Annotated in this window: 32 protein-coding genes; 16 read left to right on the plus strand and 16 right to left on the minus strand. The window is 71.7% G+C overall.

Going from position 1 to position 25,409, the window contains the following annotated elements; all coding sequences use genetic code 11:
* Window positions 1-94: 94 nt before the first annotated feature.
* From QSJ33_RS11415 to QSJ33_RS11435, 5 genes are read left to right on the plus strand one after another with little or no spacing between them, the layout of a single operon-like run.
* Window positions 95-625 carry an NADPH-dependent FMN reductase gene (locus QSJ33_RS11415; protein WP_285726192.1) on the plus strand — a complete coding sequence of 177 codons (531 nt, stop codon included), beginning with the start codon at window positions 95-97 and terminating at the stop codon, window positions 623-625.
* Window positions 622-1,098 (plus strand): YaiI/YqxD family protein, encoded by a 477-nt coding sequence (locus QSJ33_RS11420; protein ID WP_285726194.1) that lies wholly within the window; start codon window positions 622-624, stop codon window positions 1,096-1,098. Before QSJ33_RS11415 ends, QSJ33_RS11420 begins: the two co-directional genes overlap by 4 nt.
* Before the next feature lie 51 nt (window positions 1,099-1,149).
* Window positions 1,150-1,332 carry a hypothetical protein gene (locus QSJ33_RS11425; protein ID WP_285726196.1) on the plus strand — a complete coding sequence of 61 codons (183 nt, stop codon included), beginning with the start codon at window positions 1,150-1,152 and terminating at the stop codon, window positions 1,330-1,332.
* A gap of 56 nt (window positions 1,333-1,388) precedes the next feature.
* Window positions 1,389-2,270 carry a class A beta-lactamase gene (gene bla, locus QSJ33_RS11430; RefSeq protein ID WP_285726198.1) on the plus strand — a complete coding sequence of 294 codons (882 nt, stop codon included), beginning with the start codon at window positions 1,389-1,391 and terminating at the stop codon, window positions 2,268-2,270.
* Window positions 2,267-3,025, plus strand: coding sequence for a YdcF family protein (locus tag QSJ33_RS11435; protein ID WP_285726199.1), 759 nt, complete (start codon window positions 2,267-2,269; stop codon window positions 3,023-3,025). Before bla ends, QSJ33_RS11435 begins: the two co-directional genes overlap by 4 nt.
* A gap of 2 nt (window positions 3,026-3,027) precedes the next feature.
* On the opposite strand, the gene QSJ33_RS11440 is transcribed toward QSJ33_RS11435, so the two are convergent.
* Genes QSJ33_RS11440 through QSJ33_RS11450 form a run of 3 tightly spaced genes read right to left on the minus strand, consistent with a single transcriptional unit; the run spans window position 3,028 to window position 4,398 of the window.
* Window positions 3,028-3,726, minus strand: a complete 699-nt coding sequence (locus tag QSJ33_RS11440) for an LrgB family protein (RefSeq protein ID WP_285726201.1) — start codon at window positions 3,724-3,726, stop codon at window positions 3,028-3,030.
* Window positions 3,723-4,172 (minus strand): CidA/LrgA family protein, encoded by a 450-nt coding sequence (locus tag QSJ33_RS11445; RefSeq protein ID WP_285726203.1) that lies wholly within the window; start codon window positions 4,170-4,172, stop codon window positions 3,723-3,725. The genes QSJ33_RS11440 and QSJ33_RS11445 overlap by 4 nt, the downstream gene beginning before the upstream one ends.
* A gap of 37 nt (window positions 4,173-4,209) precedes the next feature.
* Complete coding sequence (locus tag QSJ33_RS11450; protein ID WP_285726205.1) at window positions 4,210-4,398, minus strand: hypothetical protein; 189 nt, start codon at window positions 4,396-4,398, stop codon at window positions 4,210-4,212.
* Between the two features lie 110 nt (window positions 4,399-4,508).
* Here QSJ33_RS11450 and QSJ33_RS11455 point away from each other — a divergent pair, with 110 nt between their 5' ends.
* The 6 genes from QSJ33_RS11455 (at window position 4,509) to QSJ33_RS11480 (ending at window position 8,087) form a co-directional block, all read left to right on the plus strand.
* On the plus strand, window positions 4,509-4,973 hold the full coding sequence (locus QSJ33_RS11455; RefSeq protein WP_285726207.1) for a GNAT family N-acetyltransferase: 465 nt from the start codon (window positions 4,509-4,511) through the stop codon (window positions 4,971-4,973).
* A 139-nt stretch (window positions 4,974-5,112) separates the two neighbouring features.
* Window positions 5,113-5,589 (plus strand): rubrerythrin family protein, encoded by a 477-nt coding sequence (locus QSJ33_RS11460; RefSeq protein ID WP_285726209.1) that lies wholly within the window; start codon window positions 5,113-5,115, stop codon window positions 5,587-5,589.
* Window positions 5,590-5,597: 8 nt separating this feature from the next.
* On the plus strand, window positions 5,598-6,146 hold the full coding sequence (locus QSJ33_RS11465; RefSeq protein ID WP_285726211.1) for a DUF3501 family protein: 549 nt from the start codon (window positions 5,598-5,600) through the stop codon (window positions 6,144-6,146).
* Between the two features lie 9 nt (window positions 6,147-6,155).
* Window positions 6,156-6,599, plus strand: coding sequence for a Dps family protein (locus tag QSJ33_RS11470; protein ID WP_285726213.1), 444 nt, complete (start codon window positions 6,156-6,158; stop codon window positions 6,597-6,599).
* A gap of 97 nt (window positions 6,600-6,696) precedes the next feature.
* The gene (locus QSJ33_RS11475) at window positions 6,697-7,275 is read left to right on the plus strand and encodes a Fe-Mn family superoxide dismutase (RefSeq protein ID WP_285726215.1); all 579 of its coding nucleotides are present in this window, start codon (window positions 6,697-6,699) and stop codon (window positions 7,273-7,275) included.
* A 113-nt stretch (window positions 7,276-7,388) separates the two neighbouring features.
* A complete protein-coding gene (locus tag QSJ33_RS11480; protein WP_285726217.1) occupies window positions 7,389-8,087 on the plus strand; it encodes a DUF2461 domain-containing protein in 699 nt (232 codons plus the stop codon).
* Between the two features lie 7 nt (window positions 8,088-8,094).
* Here the strand turns inward: QSJ33_RS11480 and QSJ33_RS11485 are convergent, their stop codons facing one another.
* Complete coding sequence (locus QSJ33_RS11485) at window positions 8,095-8,430, minus strand: carboxymuconolactone decarboxylase family protein (protein WP_285726219.1); 336 nt, start codon at window positions 8,428-8,430, stop codon at window positions 8,095-8,097.
* Between the two features lie 76 nt (window positions 8,431-8,506).
* On the minus strand, window positions 8,507-9,565 hold the full coding sequence (locus QSJ33_RS11490; protein ID WP_285726221.1) for a prephenate dehydrogenase/arogenate dehydrogenase family protein: 1,059 nt from the start codon (window positions 9,563-9,565) through the stop codon (window positions 8,507-8,509).
* A gap of 123 nt (window positions 9,566-9,688) precedes the next feature.
* On the opposite strand from QSJ33_RS11490, the gene QSJ33_RS11495 reads away from it, so the two are divergent.
* The gene (locus QSJ33_RS11495; RefSeq protein WP_285726223.1) at window positions 9,689-10,255 is read left to right on the plus strand and encodes a hypothetical protein; all 567 of its coding nucleotides are present in this window, start codon (window positions 9,689-9,691) and stop codon (window positions 10,253-10,255) included.
* Here QSJ33_RS11495 and QSJ33_RS11500 read toward each other — a convergent pair.
* The 9 genes from QSJ33_RS11500 to ppk1 form a co-directional block, all read right to left on the minus strand.
* Window positions 10,239-11,351 (minus strand): ABC transporter permease, encoded by a 1,113-nt coding sequence (locus QSJ33_RS11500; protein WP_285726225.1) that lies wholly within the window; start codon window positions 11,349-11,351, stop codon window positions 10,239-10,241. The two genes, QSJ33_RS11495 and QSJ33_RS11500, sit on opposite strands and share 17 nt — an antisense overlap.
* On the minus strand, window positions 11,348-12,316 hold the full coding sequence (locus QSJ33_RS11505) for an ABC transporter ATP-binding protein (RefSeq protein WP_285726227.1): 969 nt from the start codon (window positions 12,314-12,316) through the stop codon (window positions 11,348-11,350). The genes QSJ33_RS11500 and QSJ33_RS11505 overlap by 4 nt, the downstream gene beginning before the upstream one ends.
* 68 nt (window positions 12,317-12,384) lie before the next feature.
* The gene (locus tag QSJ33_RS11510; RefSeq protein ID WP_285726229.1) at window positions 12,385-13,365 is read right to left on the minus strand and encodes an HlyD family secretion protein; all 981 of its coding nucleotides are present in this window, start codon (window positions 13,363-13,365) and stop codon (window positions 12,385-12,387) included.
* A gap of 10 nt (window positions 13,366-13,375) precedes the next feature.
* Complete coding sequence (locus QSJ33_RS11515) at window positions 13,376-14,074, minus strand: TetR/AcrR family transcriptional regulator (protein ID WP_285726231.1); 699 nt, start codon at window positions 14,072-14,074, stop codon at window positions 13,376-13,378.
* Window positions 14,075-14,148: 74 nt separating this feature from the next.
* Window positions 14,149-16,173 (minus strand): cation:proton antiporter, encoded by a 2,025-nt coding sequence (locus tag QSJ33_RS11520; protein ID WP_285726232.1) that lies wholly within the window; start codon window positions 16,171-16,173, stop codon window positions 14,149-14,151.
* 11 nt (window positions 16,174-16,184) lie between these two features.
* Window positions 16,185-17,228, minus strand: a complete 1,044-nt coding sequence (locus QSJ33_RS11525; protein ID WP_285726235.1) for a potassium channel family protein — start codon at window positions 17,226-17,228, stop codon at window positions 16,185-16,187.
* Window position 17,229: 1 nt separating this feature from the next.
* Window positions 17,230-17,673 (minus strand): PaaI family thioesterase, encoded by a 444-nt coding sequence (locus tag QSJ33_RS11530; protein WP_285726237.1) that lies wholly within the window; start codon window positions 17,671-17,673, stop codon window positions 17,230-17,232.
* A 34-nt stretch (window positions 17,674-17,707) separates the two neighbouring features.
* Window positions 17,708-18,745, minus strand: coding sequence for an Mrp/NBP35 family ATP-binding protein (locus tag QSJ33_RS11535; protein WP_285726238.1), 1,038 nt, complete (start codon window positions 18,743-18,745; stop codon window positions 17,708-17,710).
* Between the two features lie 198 nt (window positions 18,746-18,943).
* Entirely contained in the window at window positions 18,944-21,064 is a 2,121-nt protein-coding gene (ppk1, locus tag QSJ33_RS11540) for a polyphosphate kinase 1 (RefSeq protein ID WP_285726241.1), read from the minus strand.
* Window positions 21,065-21,282: 218 nt separating this feature from the next.
* On the opposite strand from ppk1, the gene QSJ33_RS11545 reads away from it, so the two are divergent.
* From QSJ33_RS11545 to rpsR, 4 genes are all read left to right on the plus strand, one after another.
* On the plus strand, window positions 21,283-21,930 hold the full coding sequence (locus QSJ33_RS11545; RefSeq protein ID WP_285726243.1) for a 50S ribosomal protein L25: 648 nt from the start codon (window positions 21,283-21,285) through the stop codon (window positions 21,928-21,930).
* A 93-nt stretch (window positions 21,931-22,023) separates the two neighbouring features.
* Window positions 22,024-22,629, plus strand: a complete 606-nt coding sequence (gene pth, locus QSJ33_RS11550; protein WP_285726245.1) for an aminoacyl-tRNA hydrolase — start codon at window positions 22,024-22,026, stop codon at window positions 22,627-22,629.
* A 107-nt stretch (window positions 22,630-22,736) separates the two neighbouring features.
* Window positions 22,737-23,126 carry a 30S ribosomal protein S6 gene (gene rpsF, locus QSJ33_RS11555; RefSeq protein WP_285726247.1) on the plus strand — a complete coding sequence of 130 codons (390 nt, stop codon included), beginning with the start codon at window positions 22,737-22,739 and terminating at the stop codon, window positions 23,124-23,126.
* Window positions 23,123-23,389 carry a 30S ribosomal protein S18 gene (gene rpsR / locus QSJ33_RS11560; RefSeq protein ID WP_285726249.1) on the plus strand — a complete coding sequence of 89 codons (267 nt, stop codon included), beginning with the start codon at window positions 23,123-23,125 and terminating at the stop codon, window positions 23,387-23,389. Before rpsF ends, rpsR begins: the two co-directional genes overlap by 4 nt.
* Before the next feature lie 92 nt (window positions 23,390-23,481).
* On the opposite strand, the gene QSJ33_RS11565 is transcribed toward rpsR, so the two are convergent.
* Window positions 23,482-23,973: a hypothetical protein gene (locus QSJ33_RS11565; RefSeq protein WP_285726251.1), complete on the minus strand. Its 492-nt coding sequence runs from the start codon at window positions 23,971-23,973 to the stop codon at window positions 23,482-23,484.
* A gap of 80 nt (window positions 23,974-24,053) precedes the next feature.
* The gene (dctA, locus tag QSJ33_RS11570) at window positions 24,054-25,361 is read right to left on the minus strand and encodes a C4-dicarboxylate transporter DctA (RefSeq protein WP_285726253.1); all 1,308 of its coding nucleotides are present in this window, start codon (window positions 25,359-25,361) and stop codon (window positions 24,054-24,056) included.
* Window positions 25,362-25,409: the final 48 nt, after the last annotated feature.

Consider the following 25,409-nt stretch of genomic DNA (forward strand, 5'->3'; position numbering starts at 1 on the left):
CTGGCCGTGCTGGAATGGGAGGGTCCCAGGGAGATCCCATGCGTCGTGATCCGGTCGTCGCTCCAGGCACGGCCCCGGTGGAGGGCGGGCTCTGATGCGGGTCCTCGCCCTCTCCGGCAGCCTCCGGGCCGATTCCGTGAACACCCGCCTGCTGCGGGAGGCCGCGCGGCTGGCGCCGAACCACGTCATCGAATTCTGGGAGCGCCTGGACGACCTGCCCCACTTCAGCCCCGAGCGGGACACGGAGCCCCCTCCGGAGCCCGTGGCGGACCTGCGGGACCGTATCCGGACCGCGGATGCCCTGCTGGTCTGCACGCCGGAGTACATCCACGCCATGCCCGCCGTCCTGAAGAACCTGCTGGAGTGGGTGGTCTCCTCCGGGGCCTGCGTGGACAAGCCCGCCGCGGCCTGGAGCGCCTCGCCCTCCCTGGAGGGCGGCGCCAGGGCCCGGGAATCCCTGGCCCACACCCTGGCGGTGATGTCGGCCCGCGTGGTGCCGGAGGCGTCCCTCGGCCTCACCCTGGCCCGCGCCAGCTTCGACGGGGAGGGCCGCCTGGCCGACCCCGCCCAGGTCGACGCCGTGCGGCGGGCCCTGGCGGCCCTGGTGACGGCGGGGACGCCATGAGCGGGGCGGAACCCGCCATCTGCATCTTCGTGGACGCGGACGCCTGCCCCGTGAAGGAGGAGATCTTCCGCGTGGCCACCCGGCTGGGGCTGCGGGTGGTCCTGGTGGCCAACGCTCCCCTCCGCATCCCCCGCAACCCGCGCTTCGAGGCGGTGACCGTGGCGCGGGGCCAGTTCGACGGGGCCGACGACTGGATCGTCGCGCAGATCGGACCCACGGACATCGCCGTGACCTCGGACATCCCCCTGGCGGCCCGCTGCCTGGAGAAGGGGGCCCGGGCCCTGGACGCCAAGGGCCGCGTCTACTCGCCGGACAGCATCGGTGACGCCCTGGCCGGCCGTGAGCTGATGGCCCACCTGCGGGCCATGGGCGAGATGGGGGGCGGGCCTCCGCCCTTCACGGCGCGGGACCGCAGCACCTTCCTGCAGCGCCTCGACGACCTGGTGCAGGCCATCCGGCGCGGGAGACGGTAGAATCCAGGCAGGGCCGGACCCGCTTCGCGCTCTCACCTGATCGGACGCGCCATGCCCAAAAAGCCCAACTACAACTTCGAGCGGCGGCAGAAGGACCTGGCGCGCCAGAAGAAGAAGGAAGAGAAGCTGCAGAAGAAGGCCCTGAAGAAGGCCGGCGGGGAGGACGAGGCGGAACCCGAGACGGGCGCCGAGCTGGACGCCGAGGCCCCCGAGGGCAGCCCCACCCAGGAGTAGGCCCGCGCGCCGGGTCCGGGCCCCGTGGTAGAAGGGAAGCCCCGCCCGGAGTCCCCTTGGTCCCATTGGCCCGCTGTCTCGCCGCCGTCCTTCTGATCCTGCCCCTGCGGGCCGCAGCCCCCGGACCGGACCGCAGCTCCGGGTCCGAAGCCCGGCTCGCGGCCCTGGAGGCCCGCATCGGCGGGCGCCTGGGCGTGGCCGCGCTGGACACGGGCTCGGGCCGCCGCCTGGCCCGCCGCGCCGGCGAGCGCTTCCCCATGTGCAGCACGTTCAAAATCCTGCTGGCCGGAGCCGTGCTGGCCCGCGTGGACCGGGGAGAGACCCGCCTCGCCCGGCGCATTCCCTTCGGGAAGGCCGATCTCCTGCCCTACGCCCCCGTTGCCCAGGCCCGGGTGGGCGAGGGAGGAATGACCGTCGGGGACCTCTGCGCGGCGGCCGTCGAGGTCAGCGACAACACCGCGGCGAACCTCCTCCTCGGCACCTTTGGCGGCCCTCCGGCGGTCACCGCCTTCGCCCGGTCCCTGGGGGATCCGTCCACTCGCCTCGACCGCACGGAACCGACCCTGAACGAGGGCATCCCGGGCGATCCCCGGGACACCACCACGCCGGAAGCCATGGTGATCTCGCTGCGGAGCATGCTGCTGGGCTCGGCGCTGAAGCCCGGATCCCGCCATCGGCTCGAGGACTGGATGGTCGCCTGCACCACGGGCCGCACGCGCCTGCGGGCCGGGGTTCCGGGCACCTGGATCGTGGGTGACAAGACCGGCACGGGGCCCCGGGGAAGCACCAACGACGTGGCCATCCTGCGGCCGCCCGGACGCCCGCCCATCCTGGTGGCGGCCTACCTCACCCAGACCGATGCCTCGGACGAGGCGATCGACGCCGTGCTGGCCGACGTGGGCCGGATCGTGGCCGAGGCCTTCCGGGAGGGGAAGTGAGCGGCCTCGCCCTGGAGAAGACTGTGGGCCTCCTGGGGATGCCCGCGGGCCTGCTTTGGCTGTTCCTCCTGGCGAGCGCCGCGCTCTGCCTCCTCCGGAGGCAGCGGCTCCCGGCCGTCCTCTTCCTCCTGGTGGCGGCGGGCTACGCGCTGGCCGGGAACGTGTACCTGGGCAGTGCCCTCATGGCGCGGCTGGAGGCGGGCGTGCCCGCCGTGGACGTGGCCGCCCTGGCGCCCTTCGACGCGGTGTGCGTCCTGGGCGGCGGCAGCCAGCAGGATCCCTTCGGCGGGGCCCAGGCGAACCTCTCGGGCGACCGCATCGTCCTGGCCGCCCGGCTCTGGCACGCGGGGAAGGCGCGCCTGCTGGTGGCCGGCGGCCGGAGCCGCGACAGCCTGGGCAGCCCGCGGGACCTGGGCCAGGAGACCCGCGCCCTGTGGCGGGGGCTCGGCGTGCCCGACAGCGCGATCCTCGTGGTGGACGAACCCTGCTGGAACACCCGGGACGAGATCCTCGCCGACCGCCGCCTCCAGCTCCGCCACGGCTGGCAGCGCGTGGGGCTGGTGAGCTCCGCCTGGCACCTGCCCCGGGCCCTGGCCCTGGCCAGGCGGGCGGGCCTCGACGCCACGCCCCTGGGCGCCGACTGGCGGGGCCGGCCCCACCCCTTCCAGCTGCAGCTGCTGGTGCCCCAGCAGGAGGGGTTCCTCGACATCCAGCGGGCCTGCTGGGAATGGCTGGGGCGGCGCCTGGGGCGCTGACTTCAGCCCAGCCACCGCGACAGCAAGGGCGCCAGCAGCACCAGCGTGATGCCCGAGAGGATCATGGTGAGGCTGGCGACGGCGCCCTCCTCCGCGCCGATCTCCCGGGCCTTGGCGCTGCCGGCGGCGTGGGCCGCGGCACCGAAGAGGGCGCCCCGGGCCAGGCGCGAGCGCAGGGGCAGGAGGGCCAGCACGGCCTCGCCCAGCACCATGCCGCACACGCCGGTGACCACCACGAAGAGGGCCGCCAGGTCCGGCGTGCCGCCCAGGCGCGGGGCCGCGGCCAGGGCGAAGGGCGTGGACACGGAACGGGTGAGCAGGCTGCGGGAGAGGGCCTGGTCCAGGTGGAAGAGGCGGGCCAGGCCCCAGCTGGTGAGCAGGCCCAGGCCCACGCCGGCCGCGACGCCGGCCGCCAGGGCCAGGGCGTGGCGGCGGATGAGGGCCCGGTGCTCGTGGATGGGCACGCCGAAGGCCACGGTGGCGGGGCCCAGAAGCCACAGCAGCCACCGCGTATCCGCGAAGTAGGTGGCGTAGGGGATCCGCGCCAGCAGGAGCACGGCGATCAGCAGCGCCGGCGCCAGCACCAGGGGGGCGCTCCACCAGCGGCCCAGGCGGGCGTAGAGGCGCTTGGCGCCCAGGTAGGCGGCCAGGGTGGCCAGGAGGCAGAGGAGGGCGGGCAGGCCGGCCGGGAGACGGCTCAAGGCCCCTCCCGCCGCCGGAGCCGCTGTTCCAGCCGCACGGCCCGCTCCACCACCAGGGCCGTGCCCACCATGACGCCCACGGTGCCCAGGAGGATCACCAGCAGGAGCTGCCAGCCCTCCTTGAGGATCACGGCGGGGTACTGCACCACGGCCACCACCGCGGGGATGAAGAACAGCAGCATCTCCGCCAGCAGCCAGCCGGCGCCCTCGGCCACCCAGGAAAGGGGCAGCCAGCCCTTCCGAAGCAGGAGCACCAGCACGGCCAGGCCCGCCACGCTGCCGGGGACCGGCAGCCGAAGGGCGCGCATGGCCCCGTCCGAGGCCCACCAGAGGGCGGCCAGTCCCGCCACCTGGGCCAGCCCCCGCAGGCCCGGGTGCAGGACCAGGGCCAGGGCGGCAGGCTCGGCGCGGGGTGGGCCGGAGGACGGATCGGCAGGCTCGGTCACGCCTCCAGCCTAGCGGAGGCGTTCTGGGCCGATGGGCTCAGGCGTGCGGTGCGGCGACGATGGGCAGTCGGTCGAGCATCGCCTGGATCTGCGCTGCTTCGGTCTTGAGGCTGGCCTTGAAGGCCTTGCGGTCGGTGTGCTGGATCTCCTGGCGCAGGTCCAGGAGGGCCCGGTCCAGCAGGTCGTGCAGCAGCTCCGCTTCCTGGTGCGTGAGGGTGAGTTCCATGGAGGGATCCCCGTCGGCGGGGCGGGGACATCCCGCCCGCCGATCCCAAGGATCGGTTCGCGCCCGGCCCCCCGCCAAGGCGATGATGGATCCACCGCCCCGGAGGTTCCGTGTCGCCCGAGTCCTGCCGCATCCGCCCCGCCCTGCCGGGCGATGTCGATCGCCTGGCCCTCCTCACGGACCAGCTGGGCTACCCCACCTCCCCGCGGATCATCCGGGCCCGCCTCTACCAGCTCGCGGCGGAGAATGCCCAGGCGGTGCTGGTGGCCGAGCTGGGGGACCAGGTCGTGGGCTGGGCCCAGGTCGGACGTGGCCTCAGCCTGGAGGCCGGCGAGCAGGCGGAGCTGGTGGGCCTGGTGGTGGACGAGTCCCTGCGCAGCCGCGGGATCGGCGCGGCCCTGGTGGCGGCGGCGGAGGCCTGGGCCCGGGAGCGGGGGCTGGGACGCCTGCGGGTGCGCTCGAATGTCACCCGCGATGCCACCCACCGCTTCTACCGGAAGCTGGGCTTCGAGGAGGCCAAGCGGCAGGTGGTGTTCCGGAAGGACCTGGCGCAGCCCGCTCCCGACCGGTCGTGAAAAGCCCTCTCGGCCGGTCGGGAACCGCCGGGGAACGCGGCGTTCAGGTCAACTGTAAATACAGTTGAAAATAAGGTTGTTGCTTTGGCATGGACATGGCTCTACCTTGTCGCCGACCGTCCGGCCCAAGGAGCCCCCCATGACCTTCACCCAGTCCAAGACCTTCGAGAACCTCAAGGCCGCCTTCGCGGGCGAGTCCCAGGCGAACCGCCGCTACACCTGGATGGCCCAGGTGGCCGAGAAGGAGGGCCTCAAGGAGGTCGCCGACCTCTTCAGGCACAGCGCCGACGGCGAGACCGGCCACGCCCTGAAGCACCTCATGTTCCTGGCCGACAAGGCCGGCGACCCCGCCACGGGCCTGCCCCTGGGCGACACCCTCACCAACCTGAAGTCCGCCGTGGCCGGCGAGACCTACGAGTACACGGACATGTATCCCGAGTTCACCCGCCTGGCCCGGGAGGAGGGCTACGCCGAGATCGCCGCCTGGTTCGAGACCCTGGCCAAGGTGGAGCGCTTCCACGCGGGCCGCTTCCAGCAGGCCCTCGAGAAGCTGCAGGCCGGCGCGAAGGCCACGGGACTCGGCGAGCCCTCCGCCGACATCGCCCAGCACGTGTGAGGCATCCCATGGTCATGGCCTTCGACCCCGCCACCGAGCGTGCCCGCCACACGGCCCGCCAGGCCTTCCTGGACCGCCAGGCGTCCCTGCGGCTGGACCTGGCGGAGGGCATCACCTTCCAGCCCGAGACCGCCGAGAGCGTGGAGGATCAGGTCGTGGAGACCCTCTGGGCCGAAGGCCTGACCCTGGATTCCGCCCCCGCGGAGGACCTCGCCGAGGCCCGGGCCTCCTTCGCTGTGCTGGCGCCCCAACGCGAGCCCGGCGGCCAGAGCCTCGTCGCCACGCTCTTCCTGGGCTTCCCTGAGGCCGTGCGGGACGCCAGGCTGGCGGCCCTCCAGCGCTTCCCCGACCAGCTGCGGCTGGAACTCTCGGACGGCAGCCGGGTCGCCCCCGTGGTGGACCGCGGGGCCGCCGGCCCCGACGACCGCCTCCCCGCCGTGCTGGCGCTCCGCTACCTGATCCCGGACGGCTGCCGCATCGCCGCCCTCGTCTCCAACCACGCCGCCGTGTCCGGCCGCTGGCCCGCGCCCGCCGCCTGGACCGCCTGGCCTTCCTGAGGAGCCACCATGAGCCGCACCGTCATCGACCACCTGAACGCCGAACTCGCCACGGCCTTCGTCCTGTCCTTCAACGCGAAGCGCTACCACTGGACCGTCACCGGCCCCCACTTCCGGGACTACCACCTGCGCTTCGAGGACCTCTACAACGCCGCCGACGGCACCGTGGACGAGCTGGCGGAGCGGATCCGCATGCTGGGCGGCGTGCCCCTCCACGCCCCGGCCCAGATGGCCGCGCAGACGAAGGCCCCCGTCTCCGATCCGGCCGCACGCCTGGATCCCGAGGCCATGCTGAAGGAGGCCCTGGACAACGAGGAGCGCGTCATCTCGCTCATGCACGAGGGCATCGAACTGGCCAACGGCGCCGGCGACCCCGGCACCGCCGACCTGCTCACCCGCTTCGTGCAGGTCCACCAGAAGGAGGCCTGGTTCCTGCGGGAGATGCTCGCCTGAACCCGGTCCAGGATAGGGGATGCATGCCTCTTTTTTCTGATTCCCGACTTTTTCGGTAAACTACTCATCCGCGCCCGGCGCGGCCAAGGAGATGACCATGGCCTACCCCGTGAAGAACTACGACCACCTGAAGGGCGGCGCCCTCAAGGGGCTCAGCGATTCGCAGCTGGACCAGCACTTCGGCCTCTACAAGGGCTACATCGCCAAGCTGAACGAGATCGAGGAGAAGCTGGCCACGGCGGACAACACCAAGCCCAACTACTCCTACAACGAGTACAGCGAGCTGAAGCGCCGCGAGGCCGTGGCCTTCAACGGCTCCTTCCTGCACGAGCTCTACTTCGAGAACCTGGGCGCGGACAGCGAGATCAGCGCCGGCCTGAAGGCCGCCCTGGACGCCGCGGGCGGCAAGGACAAGGTCATCGCCGACCTGAAGGCCACCGCCATGGGCGGCCCCGGCTGGGCCCTGCTCACCCGCAACCGCCGCGACGGCAAGCTCCACACCTACTTCGTGGCCGAGCACCACCTGGGCCTGCCCATCGAGCAGGACCTGCTCCTGGTGCTGGACAGCTGGGAGCACGCGTTCATGGTCGACTACGGCACCGCCCGCGCGAAGTACCTCGACAGTTTCGTCGAGAACATCAAGTGGAGCGAAGTCAGCAAGCGCTTCGGAAAGTAAGAGGGCGCGGGCGTCTCGGCGCCTCTCAACGCGCGCTCGTGGTTGGGCCCCCGCTGGGGGCCCGTCCTTTGCCTCTCTGTCCTACCCTGGAGGCGCGCATCCGGGAGGTCCAGGTGGCAAAGAAGGCGATGTCCTCCGAGTTCGAGAACCCCCTGGGCCCCGGCCTCTTCCGGTTCCTGAAGGACCTGAAGGCGCACAACGACCGGGACTGGTTCCAGGCGAACAAGGCACGGTACGAGGCCGAGGCCCGGGACCCGGTGCTGCGGCTCATCGGGGGCTTCGGCGGGCCGCTGGCCGCCATCAGCCGGCACGTGGAGGCCGATCCCCGGCCGGCGGGCGGCTCGCTCTTCCGTATCTACCGCGACACGCGCTTCAGCCGCGACAAGAGCCCCTACAAGACGCACCTGGGCGTGAACTTCCGGCACCGCGCGGCCGAGGCCGGGGGCGTCCACGGCCCGGGGTTCTACCTCCACCTCAAGCCCGGCGGCTGCTTCGGGGGCGGCGGGCTGTGGCATCCCGAGCCCGAGGCCCTCTTCAAGGTGCGGCAGGCCATCGTGGCGCGATCCGCGGCCTGGAAGAAGCTCCGGGCCACCCTGGAGATCGAGGGCGAGGCCCTGATGCGGGTGCCCCAGGGCTTCGACCCCGGCCATCCCTGCGCGGAGGACCTCAAGTTCAAGGACTTCTACGCGGCCACGGCCTTCACGGATGCGGAGGTCCTGGCCCCGGACTTCCCCGCCCGGCTGGCCGAGGCCCTGCGGGCGGCGGCGCCCCTGGTCCGCTTCCTCTGCAAGGCCCTGGACCTGCCGTTCTGAATTCGGCTCAGCAGGTCGCGCAGTCGTCGCCGCAGTCGCCCTTCTGGCCCCCGGCGGCCTCGCAGGCGCAGCCGCCGTCGCAGCAGCCGCCGCCCTTCACGAGGCTCTCCTCGGCGAGGCTGAGCATCTGCTGGTGGGGATCCCCCTTCACGCGCAGCGCGATGTTCACGGCCTGGATCATGTCCTCGCTGGAGGCCCCCAGGGCCGTGAGCTGGGCGTGATGGGCCCGGAAGGCGCGGTCGGCGTTGGCGGCCACGGCGGCGCCCAGGGCGATGAGGTGGAGGGTGATGTCGTCGAGGCCCACGGGAGCCGGGGCGGAGGTGGATTCGGGCTGGGCGGTCACGGGCGTTCCTTGGCGGAGGGTGGACCCGGAGGGTCCGGGTTCCGTCCACTCTAGCCCCGGCCGGGAGTGCCGTGCGTCAAGGCCCCGGGGGGCGCCCCTGGGCGCTGCGGGAGGCCCGGAGCACGGCCCGGAAGACCTCCTCCATGCCCTGGGGATCCAGGCCCGCCGCCTCGGCCCAGGCTCGGCGGACCCGGATCTGGGCGGCCTCCCGGGCCGGATCGTGGACCGGGAGCCCCAGGTCGGCCTTGGCCCGCCCCGCCCGCAGCACCAGCTCGGTGCGGCGGGCCAGGAGGTCCACCAGCTCCCGGTCCAGGGCGTCGAGGTGGTCGCGGACCGCCTGGAGGGCCGGGGACCGGGCCCCCAGGTCCGGGATGGCCAGGGCCTCGGCCGCCCCTTCCCCCCCGACCGCGGCTTCCGCCAGGCTGCGGTGGATGGCCTGGAGGGCCTCCAGGAAGGCGGCCCGGGCCCCGGCGGCGAAAGGGTTCTCGTTCTGGAGCGCGGCGAAGAGGTGGCCGGCGTCCTCCCGTACCGACTCCAGGGTTCGGGCCACGGCGTGGAAGGAGGGGGGCGTGAAGGGCAGCTCCGCCCCGGCCCCCACCTGGAGCAGGCCCTTGGCCAGGAAGAAGGTGAGGGCGTGGGTCTGGGCCATCACCCGATCGTGGTCCTCCGGGCTCTGGTCCAGCACCTCGCAGCCCAGGCTCCGGAACAGGCCGCGCACCCGCTCGGCCGCCGCCGGGTGGCGGGGCGACGGGCACAGCACCACCCGCAGGGGCCGCTCCGCCCGGGCCAGGCTCACGGGGCCGAAGAGCGGGTGGGTGCCGGCGTGGGGCACTTCGGCCCCCAGCTGGTCCTCCAGGAGGCGGCAGGGGCCCACCTTCACGCTGCCCACATCGAAGACGGTGTGGTCGGGGCGCAGGTGGGGCCGCAGCGCGGCCAGGGCCGCGCCGAAGGCCGGGATGGGCACCGCCAGGGCCAGGGCCTCGCTGCGGGCGGCTAGGTCCGCCAGGTCCCGGGCCCGCCGGCCCTCCGGGATGGCCGCGGCGGGGTCGAGGGCCAGATGCGCATGGCCGGCCTCCGCCAGGAGGTCCCCCAGGGCGCGGCCGAAGCGTCCGAAGCCGAGGATGCCGACGCGCATGGGGCCTCCTGGAGCAAGGGGATTCCGGATTCTATCCAGACACCCTCGCGTGGCGATGCATTTCCCCTAAACGGTTCCGCCCTTCCCGCGGTACCCCTGCTGTCCGACCGTCCGGAGCCCGTCATGGCCCTCCTGCTCCTGCCCGCGGCCCTGCTGGCCGCCCCCCCGGCGCCGACCCCCGCGGAAGTCCTCGTGGATGCCCTCGAGGGCGTCACCGAGTGCGTGGTGGAGGGGCGGACCGCCCGGCTGGAGGGCCGGCTCCGCCATGCCAAGGAGGCCTGGGCCGCGCGGCGGGACACCCTGGCCAAGCGGATCCCGCCCTCGGACCTGGATGACCTGGATCTCTGCTTCCTGCGCCTGGACGCCGGTGGGCGTCCTGCGGCCCGGGCGGCCCTGGACGCCCAGGAGCTGCTGGGCGACCTCCTGCCCCAGGGCCCGGCCCGCCATCGCCGGTCGGCGGCCCTGGCCAGCCTGCGAGCCTGGTTCGCGGCGGACGGCGGGCGCTGGTCCGAGATGCCGGACCTGGAGGCCGCCTTCGCGCCCCTGCTGGGACCCCCCTGCCCCGAACCGGCCGCGGCCGCCGTGCGGACGGCCCTCGACCGCCACCGGGAGGCCCGGACGGTCCGGAACGCCCCCCAGTGCAAGCGGGCCGCCCGGACCCTGCAGGACCTGGCTAGAGCGTCCGCTTGAAGAGGCGCGTGGCCAGGGTCAGGGTGAGGGCCCCGATGGCGACCAGGAAGAGGAGGTCCGGCACGATGGCCTGGAACCCCGCCTCCTTGAGCAGGATCGCCTTGAAGCCGTGCACGGCGTAGGTGAAGGGGTCCACGGTGGCCAGGGCCCGCAGCCAGCCCGGGAAGGCGTGGATGGGGTAGATGGCCCCGCTGGGGAAGAAGAGCAGGGTGTTGAGGATGCCGAACATGGCCCGGGGCACCAGCGGGTCCTCGATGCGCACCATCATCAGGAACATCATCGCGTTGAAGGCGAAGGACGTGGCCGCGATCATCAGCAGGAGCTGGGCCAGGATCGCCGGCTGGAAGATCACGCCCAGCCCCGAGATGAGGGACCCCAGGACGGTGATGACGAGCCCCGCCATGACGGCCTTGATGGCCCCGGAGGCCACCAGCCCGAAGACCAGCTCCAGCTTGGTGATGGGGGTGACGAGGAAGCCCTCGTGGACGCCCCGGGCCTTGTCGTCGATGTAGAGCAGGCCGCCGCCGATCATCACGGAAACGAACATGGCCAGCGTGATGGAGCCCGGCAGCAGGTACTTCATGTAGTCGATGAAGGGGTAGAGCTCCACCAGGTCCAGGCTGATGGCCCGGGTGACGCGCGGCGGGACCTGCGGCTGGTTCAGGGCCGTGGTGAGCTCCTGCAGCTTGGCCTCGAGGCTGCTGCTGAGGAACTGGTCGGAGTTGTCCACCACCAGCCCGATCCGCGGGTCCTCGCCGGCCAGGACGCGCCGGGAGAACTGGGGCGGGATGACGACCGCGGCATCGATGCGCCCGGTCCGCACGTCCTCCTGGGCCTGCTTGTCGCTGGCGTACCGGATGGCCTGGAAGGTCCGCGCGTTGGAGCCGATGGCATCGAAGGCCTCCCACACGCGGAGGGCCTGGGGCCCGCCGTCGTAGTCCACCACCCCCATGCGGGCCCCGGTGATCTTGCCGCCGAAGGCGTTGCCGAGGATGACGAGCTGCACCAGGGGGAAGACCATGGCCGCGAGCATGAGGGCGGGGGAGCGGAAGAACTTGCGGAGCTCCCGCTCGATGATGGCGAGCATCCGGCTCATGGCTGCATCCCCGGGCGCGGCGGCATGACGAACAGGGGCGCCTTCACCGCCTCGTCCCGAAGCTGGCGCCCCGTGTAGTGGACGAAGACATCGTCCAGGGTGGTGTTCTGCACGCTGAGGGACTTGATCTCGACGCCCATCCGCACGGCCGTCTCCACCAGGTCGGTGGTGGTGCGCGAACCGTCCGTGCTGAGCACGCGGAACATGGCGGCGCCCTCGTCCTGGACGCTGGTGACGCCCGGGAGGGCAGCCAGGCGTCCGTGCAGATCCTCCGGCGGCGCCTGGAACTGCACCTCGATGACGTTGTTGCCGGGCACGCTGCGCTTGAGGGCCGCCGGGGTGTCCAGGGCCACCAGCTCGCCGTGGTCCACGATGGCAATGCGGTCGCAGAGCCGGTCCGCCTCGTCCATGTAGTGGGTCGTGATGAGGATGGTGAGGCCGCGCTGGGCCTTGAGCTTCCCGAGCATCTCCCACACCGCCACACGGGAGACGGGATCCAGCCCCGTCGTGGGCTCGTCCAGGAAGAAGATCCGCGGGCTGTGCACCAGGCCCCGGGCGATCTCCAGCCGCCGGCGCATGCCCCCGGAGAGCGTGCGGGTCTCGGCGTCCCGCCACTTCGTCAGGTCCACGGCCTCCAGCAGCTCGTCGATGGCCCGCTTCCGCGCCTCCCTGGGCACGCCGTAGAGCTTGGCGTAGATGGAGAGGTTCTCCTCCACCGTGAGGTTAATGTCGCTGGTGAGGGCCTGGGGGATCACGCCCATGCACCGCCGCGCGGCGTCGGGCTCCTCCGCCACGTCGTGGCCGTCGATGAACGCCCGGCCCTCGGTGATGGGGATGAGGGTGGTCATCATGCGGATGAGCGTGCTCTTCCCCGCCCCGTTGGGCCCAAGCAGGCCGAAGACCTCGCCGTCCGCCACCTGGAAGCTCACGCCCTTAACCGCGGTGAAGTCGCCGAAGCGCTTCACGATGCGCTCCACCTGGATGGCCACCGGTGACGGACTGCCGGCTCCGGAGGGTCGTGGCCGCGCTCCGCTCACGGGCGCACCAGCTTCGCCCGGGGGATGAGCACCTCCGCGGTCATCCCCGGCACGTACCGCTCCCCGGGGTTCGGGATGAGCAGCTTCAGGCGGACGGTCTTGATGTCGCGCTTGATGCGGCTGACATCCCGCTGGGTGGCGAAGTCGCCCTCCGCCGACTTCACGATCAGCCGACCCTCCACCCGCGCCCCGCTGGGCATGCGCACCGCCACGGCGTCGCCCACTTGCAGGGCGTCGGCCTGGGTTTCCGGGACGCCGGCGTAGACCCAGGTCTGGGACAGGTCGGTGATCGTGGCGATGGCGCCGCCGGCATTCACCACCTCGCCCTCCCGGGCGGCCAGCACCGTCACCTTGCCGGAGACCGGCGCCAGCACGCGGGTGTAGCCCACCCGGGTCTCCGCCTGGGCAGTCTGGGCCCGGGCGGCGGCGGCCTGGAGGGTCCGGGCCTGCGCGGCCCGCAGGGCGGCCTCGGCCGCGGCCACCTGGTCCTTCGCGGCCTGCTCCCGGGCCCGGGCGGCCTTGAGGGCCTCCACGGCGGCATCCCGGTCCTGGGCGCTGGCCACGCCCGTGGCCGCGAGGGACACCGTGCGGCCGGTGAGGGCCTCCTGGTTGGTGCGGTTGGCGACCGCCTCCGCCAGGGCCGCCCGGGAGGCGCTCAGCGTGGCCCGGGCACTGGCCGCGGCCCCGGCGGTGTCGCCCTGGCTGCTGAGGGCCTGGGCCGAGGCGGCGTCCCGGGCCGAGGCCAGCTCGGCGCTGTCCAGCACGGCCACCAGGTCGCCGGCCTTCACGTCCTGGCCTTCCTGCACCGCGAGGTGGACGATGCGGCCGGCGATGACCGGGCTCACCGTCACCACGTTGGCATCCACGGTGCCCATGAGCACCAGGTCCGTCGCGCGGTTCGTGGAGAAGAGGTAGTAGCCCAGGGCCCCGAGGGTGAGGACGCCGAGCAGGACGAAGATGCGGGTGCGGGGATTCACGGGAGGGGCCTCAGGGTTCGGGGTGGGTGCCGGCGGGTTCGTCCAGGACGGCCCGGGCGGTGCCCTGTCCGGCCTCCCGGTCTGCGAAGAGGACGGACGCGGCGAGGTCGAGGATGGCCACGCGCCGCCGGGCCAGCATCTCCGGATCGCGGGGATCGCGCCCCGTGAGCTCGGTGAAGACCGGGGCGGAGAGGAAGTAGAAGACGTTGGCGCCGGTGAGCGACAGAGCGGTCTGGCCCGGGTCCAGCGCCCGGAACTCGCCGCTGCGCACGCCCTCGTCGAGGGTCCGGCAGACCACGGCATTCAGGGGGCCGAAGTACGCCTGCACCATGCGGGGGACGCTCGCCGACTCTCCGGCCCGGGCCCGCATCATCTCGTGGCCCAGGACCCGTGCGTAGTCGCGGGAACCGGCCATGCGGTCGAAGTTCGCCAGCACGTAACGGAGCATGCGTTGGCCCGCGGTCCCCGGCCCCTCCAGGATCCCCAGGTAGTGCTCCTTCAGGCCCGCGAGGATGGCGTCCAGGGCCGCGGCGTAGAGGGCCTGCTTGGTGCCGAAGTAGTAGTGCAGCAGGGCCTTGTTGACGCCGGCGGCCCGGGCGATGGCGTCCGTCCTCGCCCCGGCCTCGCCCCGGGCCGCGAACTCGGCGATGGCCGCCCGGAGGAGGGCGCCGCGGGCATCATCGGGACGGGCGGAAAGGGAGGTGGCCACCGGTTCAACCAAACAGTTAAACCAAATAGTTAATTCGAAGGCTGCTTCTGTCAAGCGGCCTGTGGCCGCCCGGATCAACCGACGGGGGGCGAGGCCCCCAGGATCCGTTCGACGGTTCCCAGGGCTGCCGTCGAGCCGCTGAGGGCGAGCAGATCGCCCACCTCCAGCCGGGCCTCGGGCAGGGGCTCCAGGAGGCGGCCGTCCCGCAGCAGGGCGACCAGGACCACCCCGGCCTGGCCTGCGAGGTCGAGTTCCCCCAGGCTCCGCCCCATGGAGGGACACCGGGGGCCGACCCGCAGGGTGCGCCAGCCCCCCTCGACCACGGCAGGTCCCGACGCCGGGGGCGCCTCCCAGGGATCCCGGGCGCCCTCGGCCATCCACTCGGGGCCCGCCTCCAGTTCCCGCTGGAGGCGCTGCGCCCGGCGCCAGAGCAGGAGGGGCAGGGCCAGCAGGAGGAACACGGCGAGGGCCCCCAGGGAGGCCAGGGGCAACAGGGCCTGGATCGCGGCCAGCACGGGCAGGCCCGCCAGGAGCAGGGCCGCGGCCCGGAGACCGCCCCGGAAGGCCCGGCGCAGGACGGGTCGGGTCCCCAGGGCCCCGGCTCCCGGCAGGTCCAGGAGGGACTCGGCCAGGATCCGGCTCCAGAGGAGGATCCGACGGAGGAGGAGGGCGGCCACCCCCGCCGCCGCCAGGAGCACGATCCCCTGGGCCAGGGCGTGGCTGAAGGCCCCGTGCCCCTCCAGCCAGCCCGTGCCGGAGCGGAGGAGGCGGGGGGCCAGGACCGCCATGGCCCCCAGGCCGCCTCCGTCCAGGAGCAGGTGGAGGAAGGCCCGCCGGACCCCGGCGCCGGGGGCCTTGCGGAGGGCCGGGGTCTTCAGGGTGCGGGCCCAGGACTGGTAGAGGGTCAGGTAGGTGCGCAGGGGACCCGTGAGCCGGCGTTCCAGGGCCTCGGCGGCGGGTTCTCCGGCGGAGAGCAGGGCCGGCGTGGTCAGGGCCGTGGCCACGCAGACCGCCGCCAGCAGGGCGTACCGGGAGGGGTCCACCACCCCCAGGGCCGTGCCGGCCCCCAGGAGGATGAAGCCGAACTCCCCCACCTGGCCCAGGGCCAGGCCCGAGCGCAGGCCCAGGCCCGGCGGCAGGCCCGCCAGGGTGGCACCGAGGGTGACCGAGAGGGCGTTGAGGGTGATCACCAGGCCCGTGAACAGCAGCACCAGCGGCCAGTCGCGGAGGATGACCGCCGGTTCCATGAGCATGCCCACGGCCACGAAGAACATGGCCGCGAAGAGGTCGCGCAGGGGGTGGATCAGGTGCTCGACGTTGCGGCTCCGGCCGGATTCGCACACCAGCATCCCCGCCACGAAGGCCCCCATGGCCACCGAGAAGCCCGCCCAGGCCGCGAGCTGGGCCAGGCCGAAGCAGAGCCCCGCAGAGACCACCAGCAGCACCTCGCTGCGGGCGTGGTCCGCCACCCAGCGGACGGCGGGCGGCACCAGCCAACGCCCCGCCGCCAGCAGCAGGGCCAGGAAGGCGGCCAGCCGGAGAAGCGTGCCCCCGATGGTCCCCAGGCTGGGGCCGCCCAGGGAGGCGGCGGCCGTGAGGCCCGCCAGGAGGAGCACCGCGTGGAGGTCCTCCACCAGCAGGACGCCCAGCACGGTCTCCTTCAGCGGGCCGCGGATGTCCCGCTCGTCGAAAAGCTTCGCCAGGATCATGGTCGAGGCGATGGAGAGGCTGGCCCCGAAGAAGGCGCTCTCCAGGGGAGACCAGCCCAGGAGACGGGCCACCAGGAAGCCCGCCACCAGGAGCGTGCCCACCTGCAGGGTGCCCACCAGGAGGGCCGTGGGGCCGGCCCGGAAGAGGCGCTGGAGGCTGAACTCCAGGCCGATGGAGAACATGAGCAGGATGACGCCCAGCTCGCCCATGATGCGCACGTTGGCCAGATCCGCCACGAGGGGCACGGGCACGTGGGGTCCCACGATCATGCCCGCCAGGAGGTAGCCCAGCACCGCCGGGAGGCGGAGGCGCTGGAAGAGCACGGAGGTGAGCGAGGCCACCCCCAGCACCACCGCCAGGTCCACGAGGAGCCGGGGATGGGCTTCCATGCCGTCGATCCTCAGGCGCCCTGGGCCAGGCGGGTGAGGGTCTCCAGGGCATCGGCGGGGCCCATCACCAGCAGCTCGTCCCCGGCCTGGAAGCGCTCGTCGCCGGAGGGGTTGAACTGCAGGCCGGCACCGGGATGCACCAGGCCCACCAGGAGCGAGCCGGTGGCGTGGCGCAGGCGGGCCTCTCGGAGGGTCTGCCCCACCAGGGCGGAGCCCCGGGCGATGGCGATGCGCTCCAGGCCCAGCTCCAGCTGCTGCTGCTGGAGCACCACGTCGAAGAAGTTCATCATCTCGGGCGTGAGCAGCAGGGCGGCCATGCGGCGGCCCCCGATCTCGTAGGGGCTCACGATGTGGTCGGCCCCGGCGGCCCGGAGCTGGCGTTCGGTGCCCAGCTTGGCGCTGCGGGCCACCACGGGCAGGTCGGGGCGGATCTGCTTCACGGTGAGGGTGACCAGCACGTTGTCCGCGTCCGTGGTCAGCGCCGTGATGAGGCCCCGGGCCCGCCGGATGCCCGCGCGTTCGAGGATGAGCTCCTCCATGGCGTTGCCGTAGAGGATGAGTTCGCCGGCGAAGCGGGGGCTGCGGCCCTTGGTCTCGTCCTGCTCGATGATGACGAAGGGGACGCCGGCCTTCTTCAGCTCCCAGGCGGCCTGGAAGCCCATCTTGCCGAAGCCGCAGACGATGATGTGGTCCTTGAGTTCGTCCAGGCGCTTTTCCATGCGGCGCTCCATCAAGTAGCCCCGGAGATCCCCCTCCAGGAGGAGGGCCGTGAGGTTGGACAGGGCGTAGGTGGCCACGCCGAGGCCGGTGACGAGGTAGAAGATCGTGAACAGCTTGGTCCAGGTGTTGACCTCGCCCATCTCCCGGAAACCCACCGTGAACAAGGTGGTGATGGCCATGTAGAAGCTGTCGAGGGGATTGAGGTGGGCCAGCAGGTGGTAGCCCACGGCCCCCGCCAGCAGCACGGCGAAGAGCAGGAGCAGGGCGTTCCGCAGGCGCCGGAGGGGGCCGTCCTGCTCGGCCGGCCCGGGGGGGAAGGGTTTCGACAAGCCCACGTCAGCCCCCGAGGCCGGGCTTGATGGCGAAGTAGGCCGTGCAGAGCGACACGGGCTGGCCGCCGCAGGACAGCCGGCACTCCAGCACCGCCCCGCGGTTGGAGAGCCGGACGACCTGGGCCTCGCCGGTCACCTCGCCGCGGGCCGGCTCCAGGTAGCGGATGTGGAGGTCGGAGGTGGCGAAGGGCATGGCCCCGTCGAAGGCGGTGCTCAGGGCCAGGGCGGAGACCATGTCCGCCATGGTGGCCAGCACGCCACCGTTGATGTTCCCCCGGGAGCCGTTGACCACCGCGGGCGTGGAGGGCAGGCGCATGGTGGCCACGCCCGGCGCCACGGATTCGATGGTCAGTCCCCAGTCCTTGATCAGCGGCCAGGGGTGGAACCGCGCACGCAGCCGCTCCAGGAGATCCGGAGCGAGTGTCTCGGGGATCTGGGGCTTGGCCATGCTCCAGTGTAGCGGGCCGCCGCCCGGCGCGGGATCAGAGCCCGAGCTGCCCCTGGAGGGCCTTCGCCATGTCCTGGAAGACCTTGGTCTGGGGGCTGTCGGGATGGGCGGCCACCAGCGGCTGGCCGCTGTCCCCGCCCTCCCGGATCGCCAGGTCGATGGGGACTTCGCCCAGGAAGGGGAGCTTCATGCGGGTGGCCGCGTCGCGCACGCCGCCGTGGCCGAAGATCTGGGTCTCCTGGCCGCAGCCGGGGCAGATGAAGCTGCTCATGTTCTCGATGATGCCCACCACGGGCACCTTCACCGTGCCGAACATCCCGATGGCCTTCTTGGCGTCGAGGAAGGCCACGTCCTGGGGGGTGCTGACGATGACGGCGCCGTCCACCTGGGCGTTCTGGATGAGCGTGAGCTGGGTGTCGCCGGTGCCGGGGGGCAGGTCGATGAAGAGCACGTCCAGGTCGCCCCAGGCCACGTCCTTCAGGAACTGCTGGAGGGCCTTGTTGAGCATGGCGCCGCGCCAGATGACGGGCCGGTCCTCCTCGATGAGGAGGCCCATGGACATGACCCGCACCCCGAACTTCTCCAGGGGCATGATCTGGCCGTCCGGCGTGCCCAGGGGCGAGTCCTTCAAGCCCAGCATCATGGGGATGGAGGGGCCGTAGATGTCCGAATCCAGCAGGCCCACCTTGAGCCCCCGCTGGGCCATGGCGATGGCGAGGTTGGCGGTGACGGTGCTCTTGCCCACGCCCCCCTTGCCCGAGCCCACCACCACACAGCGCTTGATGCCCGGGATGAGGTTCTTGAACTCCACCGAGGCGGTCTTCTCCCAGGCGATCTCCACATCCACGGCCTCGACGCCGGCCTGGTTGAGGATGAGCTCCTCCAGGGCCTGCTTCATGACCTGCTCCCGGTCCTGGTAGGCATCCACCATCTGGAGCATGACGGTGACCCGGCCCTCGTTCACGTCGATGCCCTTCACCGCCTTCAGCGCCACCAGCGTGGCGCTGGTGCCGGGCACCTGGTAGCTGTTGAGGACATCGAACAGGGCGGCGCGGCTGATCTTCGGGCTCATGCGGCTCTCCAGCCCCCCAGTGTGCCACGGGGGGATGGGCGTCGGAACAGGCGCCTAAGGATCACCACGAAGGGCGCGAAGAGAAGGCGCAAGGACACGAAGGCAGGCCTGGATGACCCTGCGGTCGGCCCTTTGCGGACTTGGTGCGCCCGGAGGGCCCTTGGTGTCCTTCGTGGGGGGCCTTTGTCGTTCCGGGTCTCAGGCCTCCGGCGGCAGGGGCGGCAGCTTCCGGGTGACGGCCCCCACGCCGCTGGCCAGGAGGGTGTGCTCGTAGATCCGCAGCTGGCTGCGCAGGGGGGGATCCTGGTCGTCGAGGCCCCGCCGCAGCACGTCGCCCTCCGGCCCCAGCACCCGGCCCTTGAGGGTGTCGTGGAGCTGCAGCTCCAGCATCTCCACCACCTGGGCCGCCAGCACGGGATCGGCCAGGGGGAAGGCCAGCTCCACCCGGTGGTCCAGGTTGCGGGGCATGAGGTCGGCGCTGGCCAGGAGGGTCTCCGGCTGGCCGTCGTTGGCGAAGTGGTAGATGCGGGCGTGCTCCAGGAAGCGGTCCAGGATGGAGAGGGCCCGGATGTTCTCCGAGAGGCCCCGGACGCCGGGACGCAGGCAGCAGGTGCCCCGGACGATGAGGTCCACCTTCACGCCCGCGCGGCTGGCCTCGTAGAGCAGCTGGATGATCTGGGGCTCCACCAGGGCGTTCATCTTGAGGATCATGCGGGCCGGCCGGCCGGCCCGGGCGTGGTCGATCTCCCGGAGGATGCGCGCCGTCAGGCCCTTCTTCAGGTGCTGGGGCGCCACCAGGAGCTCGTGGAACCGCGGGGGCCGGGTGTAGCCGGTGAGCATGTTGAAGAGGTTGGCGAGGTCCTCGCCCAGCTCGGGCCGGGCCGTGAGGAGCCCCAGGTCGGAGTAGATGCGGCTGGTGCGCTCGTTGTAGTTGCCCGTGCCCAGATGGCAGTAGCGGCGGATGCCCTCCCGCTCCTGGCGCACCACGAGGCAGGCCTTGCAGTGGATCTTGTGGTTGGGCAGGCCGTAGACCACGTGGACGCCCACCTTCTCGAGCCGCCGGGCCCAGGCGATGTTGGCGGCCTCGTCGAACCGGGCCCGCAGCTCCACGATGGCGGCCACCTGCTTGCCGCGCTCGGCCGCCCGCTCCAGGGCCGCCGCCACGGGGCTGTTCTGGGTGACGCGGTAGAGGGTCATCTTGATGGCCAGCACCCGCGGATCGTCCGCGGCTTCGCGGACGAAGCGGGCCACGCTGTCGTCGAAGCTCTGGTAGGGGTGGTGCAGCAGGATGTCGTTCCGGGAGATGGCGTCGAAGAGGTTCGCCGCCTGGTCCAGCTGGGGCACCGGCAGGGGCGGCAGGGGCGCGTCCTTCAGGCGCGGCAGGTCCACCTGGGCGTAGAGCTGCATCAGGTCCGAGAAGGCCGTGAGGCCGGAGCTGGGGTACAGGTCCTCCGGACTCAGCTCCATCTCCTCGATGAGCAGGTCGAGCACCTTGGCGGAGAGCCCCTTCTCGTACTGGAGGCGCACCACGGCGCCGCGGCGCCGGTCCCGGAGGCTCTCCTCCACGGTCTTGAGCAGGTCCTCGGAGGGATCCTCCTCCACCGGCTGGTCGGAGTCCCGCGTCACCCGGATGGCATGGCAGCTCCGCACCGCGTAGCCCAGGAAGAGCCGGGCCAGGTGGTGGCGCACCACGTCCTCCAGCATCACGAAGGCGTGGGTGCCGGGCGCCGAGGGCACCCGGAGGAAGCGCGTGGCCAGGGTGGTGGGCACGTGGATGAAGGAGAGCTCCGACGCCGGCAGGTCGCCGTCCAGCAGGCTGGCCTCCGGCTCGAGCTCCGCCACCAGCACCAGCACGCGGTTGCCCAGGCGGGGGAAGGGATGGCCCGTGTCCACGGCCAGGGGCGTGATGAGGGGCAGCAGGGCCCGCTCGAAGTGGTCCAGGACGAAGGCCGCCTGGGCGGGGTCCAGGTCCTTCGGATCCAGGATGACGATGCCTTCCGCCTCCAGTTGGGGCTCGAGGATGGCGTGGAAGAGCTCGTGCTGCCGGGCGGAGTAGGCGTGGATCTTGGAGGCCACCCGCTCCAGGAGCTGCCGGGGCGAGAGCCCGTCGGGCCCCGGCTGGGTGATGCCGGCGTCGATCTGCCGCCAGATGCCGGCCACCCGCACCATGAAGAACTCATCCCAGTTGTTGGAGACGATGCTCAGGAACTTCACCCGCTCCAGGAGGGGCACCGAGGGGTCCTCGGCCTCCTCCATGACCCTGGCGTTGAAGTCCAGCCAGCTCAGCTCCCGGTTCAGGAGGTCTTCGGGGCGGGGCATGGGATGCGACACGGAGGGTCCTCTGCGGTGAATGGTAGCCGGATCCCACCCCGGGACTGCGCCCCCCCCGGCGGGAATCCCTCCTTGGAATCCAAGGGTTTTTCGGGCAAGATCGGAGGTTCGGTTCCCCATCGGGGGAATCCGAACGGTCCGCCCGGACCCGCCCCAACGAGAGGGCAGCCCGCCCGAGTGCGGAGGCTGCCAGGTAGGAGGAACCCATGTCCCAGGACGTCCTGGTCGTCCCCAAGCGCGAGAAGTTCGGCAAGGCCGCCATCCGCGACCTCAAGAAGCAGGGGATGATCCCCGCCGTGGTCTACGGCCTGAATGAGCCCCCCGTCGCCATCGCCATCAGCCCCAAGTCCGTGGCCCGGGTGCTGGCCACCGACGCCGGCATGAACTCCGTGATGTTCCTCCAGCGCGAGGGCACGGACATCCAGCGCCACGTGATCATCAAGGACCTGCAGCGGGACCCCATCACCGGGCGCCTCCGCCACGTGGACTTCATGCGCGTGGACATGAGCCACAAGGTCCGCGTGAAGGTGCCCGTGCGCCTGACCGGCACCGCCATCGGCGTGAAGAGCGAGGGGGGCGTGCTCGACTTCGCCCACCGCGAGATCGAGGTGGAGTGCCTGCCCAGCCTGATCCCCGCGCACATCGACGTGGACGTGACCGCCCTCAAGGTGGGTGACAGCCTCCGCTTCGACCAGCTCTCCCTGATCCCCAACGTCACCCTGGTCGGCGACGCCCACCAGGTGGTCTGCTCCATCCACGGCAAGGCCGCGGAGGAGGAGGTCGCCCCCGCCGAGGCCACCGGCGCCGCCGAGCCCGAGGTGGTCAAGAAGGGCAAGAAGGACGAGAAGAAGTAGGGCCTTGAACCCTCAGTCTTCCATGCAAAGAACGCGGCCTTGGCCGCGTTCTTTGTTGACGCCCGGGCGAAGCCCGGGCGCTGGAGCGGATCCATGTGGACGCTTGTGCCTCTGGGCAACCCCGGCCCCGACTACCAGGACACGCGGCACAACCTGGGGCGGCTCATGCTCCAGCGCTGGATGGCGGACCGGAACCTGGCCCCGGCGCCGGCGAAGCGCTTCCCCTCGGGGACGCTCTATCCCCTCGGGGAGGGACTGCAGGCCCTGGTCCCTTCCACCTACATGAACCTCAGCGGCCAGGCCTGCGCCCAGGCCGCGGCCGCGGGCCTCTACCCCCGGCGCATGGTCCTGCTCTACGACGACAAGGACCTGCCCCTGGGCACCGGCCGCTTCCGGCTGGACGGCTCGGCGGGGGGCCACAACGGCCTGGCCTCCGTGTTCGAGCACCTGGGGACCCAGGAGATCGCCCGGCTGCGCCTGGGCATCGGCCCCTTCGAGCGGCCCCTGGCGGACTTCGTCCTCGGCCACTGGACGGAGGCGGAATGGGACCGGATCGACGCCCTGGACGCCCCCTTCGCCCGGTTCCTGGCGTTGCTGGCCGGGGCGGAGGACCTGGGGGCCCTGGGCAACCGGGTGAACCCCGCGGCCTTCTGGGAGCCCGTGGGGGACGGGGACGCCGGATCCCAGACTTTCCGTTGATTTCCGGGCCCTTCCGGGCGAAACTACCTGTTCGCGCCCTCCGCTGGGGGGCGTCTTCCTTGCTCCCTGGAATCCATGAGGGGGCTTCACATCCACAAGGAGGACAGATGCGTCGCTACGAGACCATCTTCATCGCCTCCCCCACGCTGACGGACGAGCAGAGCGATGAGCTCGTCAAGCAGTTCGAGGGGATCATTGCCGAGCAGGGTGGCGAGCTGCTCAAGACCGACAAGTGGGGCCGCAAGAAGCTGGCCTACGAGGTCCAGAAGTTCAGCGAGGGCTACTACACGCTGTTCGAGATGAACGCGGGCCCCGACCTCATCGCCGAGCTGGAGCGCCGCTTCCGCAACCACGATGCGGTCATCAAGTTCCTGAGCGTCCGCATGGACGAGGCCGACAAGGCCGCGGGCCGCGCCAAGCAGCGCATCGAGCGCGAGAGCAAGCGCAAGGCCCAGGCCGGCATCAAGGATCGCGCACCTGAGGAGGTGGTCGGATGAAGCGCCGAGCTGACGCCAAGAAGGGCAAGCCCAAGAAGAAGAAGGCTTTTGGGGGACGACGCGCGAAGTTCTGCAAGTTCTGCGTCGAGAAGTCCCTCACGATCGACTACAAGGACGTGAAGACCCTCCAGGCCTTCACCCCCGAGCGCGGCAAGGTGCTGCCCCGCCGCACCAGCGGCGTGTGTGCCAACCACCAGCGCATGCTCGTGGAAGCCATCAAGCGCGCCCGCAACATCGCCCTGCTGCCCTTCGCCACGGACTAGTCCGGGCGCTGGTGGTTTTTCAAAAGGGGGGGCCATTCGGCCCCCCCTTTTTTCCGCACGGAAGCCTCCTCGCGGCGGCCGGCGGGGGGACCTCACTTCCAGAGAAGCCAGGTGACGGCGAAGGCCGCCAGCACGAGGAGGAGGGCCAGGCCCCACCTCCGCCGCCCCGGCGGCGTCGACTTCCCCCCGTGGCGCACAAGGTGGAGGGTGCCGCCGACGGCCTCCCGGGGCGAGCCGTACCAGAAGGCCTTCTGGCGCGAGGTCATCTCCTCGTCGAACCGGCCGCTGGGAATGGCGTCGAGGAGGCGCTGGTACTCCTTCGGCACCGCCGTCTCGGGCGACATCTGGCGGATGAAGCGGATCAGGCTGGTGAAGCACCCGATGCCGTTGTCCCAGCGGTGGAAGAGCCGCGAGGCGACCACGGCGACGCGGATCTCCTCGAGGGCGCCCGCCGCCCGCCGCAGATCGCCGGACGTGGCCGCCTCCGCGGCCTGGTCCAGCAGGTCCAGCGTCCGCTCCTCCCCGAGGGCGCTCGCCGCACGCGCGAAGGTGCCCCGTTCCGCTTCCCAGTCGTAGGCGCCCATGGGAGACCTCCCCGGGGATCATACCCGGGGGGAGACGGCGCGCGGGGGCCGGAGCCCCCGCGCGCGGCCCTGCTGCCGGGTCACTCCGTCTCGCCCGCCAGGGCCGGCATCTCGGCCAGGGGTGCGGCCTCGGACCGTCCGCCCAGCGTGGCGTGGAACGTCTCCCAGTCCAGCTCCTTCTCCCAGCTGGCCATCACCACGGCGGCGATGCAGTTGCCGATGTGGTTGGTGATGGCCCGGGCCTCGGACATGAACTTGTCGATGCCCAGGATCAGCGCCATGCCGGCCACGGGGATGCCCGGCACCACCGCCAGGGTGGCCGCCAGGGTGATGAAGCCGGATCCGGTCACACCGGCCGCGCCCTTGCTGGTGATCATCGCCACCACCAGGATGCCCAGCTGCTGGCCCAGGGTGAGCTCGATGCCCATGGCCTGGGCGATGAAGAGCGAGGCCAGGGTCATGTAGATGTTGGTGCCGTCCAGGTTGAACGAGTAGCCCGTGGGGATCACCAGGCCGACGACCGACTTGGAGAGGCCCAGCTTCTCCATCTTCTCCATGAGGGGGATCAGCGCGGACTCGGAGGAGCTGGTGGCCATGACGAGCAGGAGCTCATCCTTGATGTAGCCCACCACCTTGAAGATGTTGAAGCCCGCCAGCCGGGCGATGAGCCCCAGCACCACGAAGATGAAGACGGCGCAGGTCGCGTAGAAGAGCAGGATCAGCTGCGCCATGGGCAGCAGGGACTTCAGGCCGAACTTGCCGATGGTGTAGGCGATGGCCGCGCCGGCGCCCAGGGGGGCGAGGTAGAGGATCTGCTTCATGACGCCGAAGAACATCTTGCTGAGGCCCTCCAGGAAGCCGATGAGGGGGGCCTTGTACTTGTCGTTCAGGGCCGCGACCGAGAACCCCAGCAGCACGGAGATCAGCAGCACCTGCAGGATGTCCCCGTCCGTGAAGGCGCTGAACAGGGTCTTGGGGATCATCTTCAGCAGGTGGTCCGTGATGGTGAGGTGCTGGGCCTGGGTGACGTAGCCGGCCACGAGCTTGGGATCGAGCTTGGCGGGGTCGGCGTGGAAGCTCCGCCCCGGCCCGAAGACATTGGCCATCACGAGGCCGATCACCAGGGCCAGGGTGCTCACCACCTCGAAGTAGAGGATGGCCTTCCCGCCCACGCGGCCGGCCTTCTTGATGCTGCCGGAGCCCGCGATCCCCAGCACCACGCTGCAGAGGATCACCGGCGGGATGAGCATCTTGATCAGGTTGATGAAGCCATCGGCCAGGGGCTGCATCTTCACGGCGACGCCGGGATAGAAGTGCCCCAGCACGGCGCCGAGGAGAATCATGAACGCGACCCAGTTGTAGAGCTTGGAAGCGGCTCGCTTGAGCATGCGGGAGTCCTTTCGGGAATGCGGGTACGGGGACGGGGCGGCCCTGGG

It is taken from the genome of Geothrix rubra (genome assembly GCF_030268065.1).
GTDB lineage: Bacteria > Acidobacteriota > Holophagae > Holophagales > Holophagaceae > Geothrix > Geothrix rubra.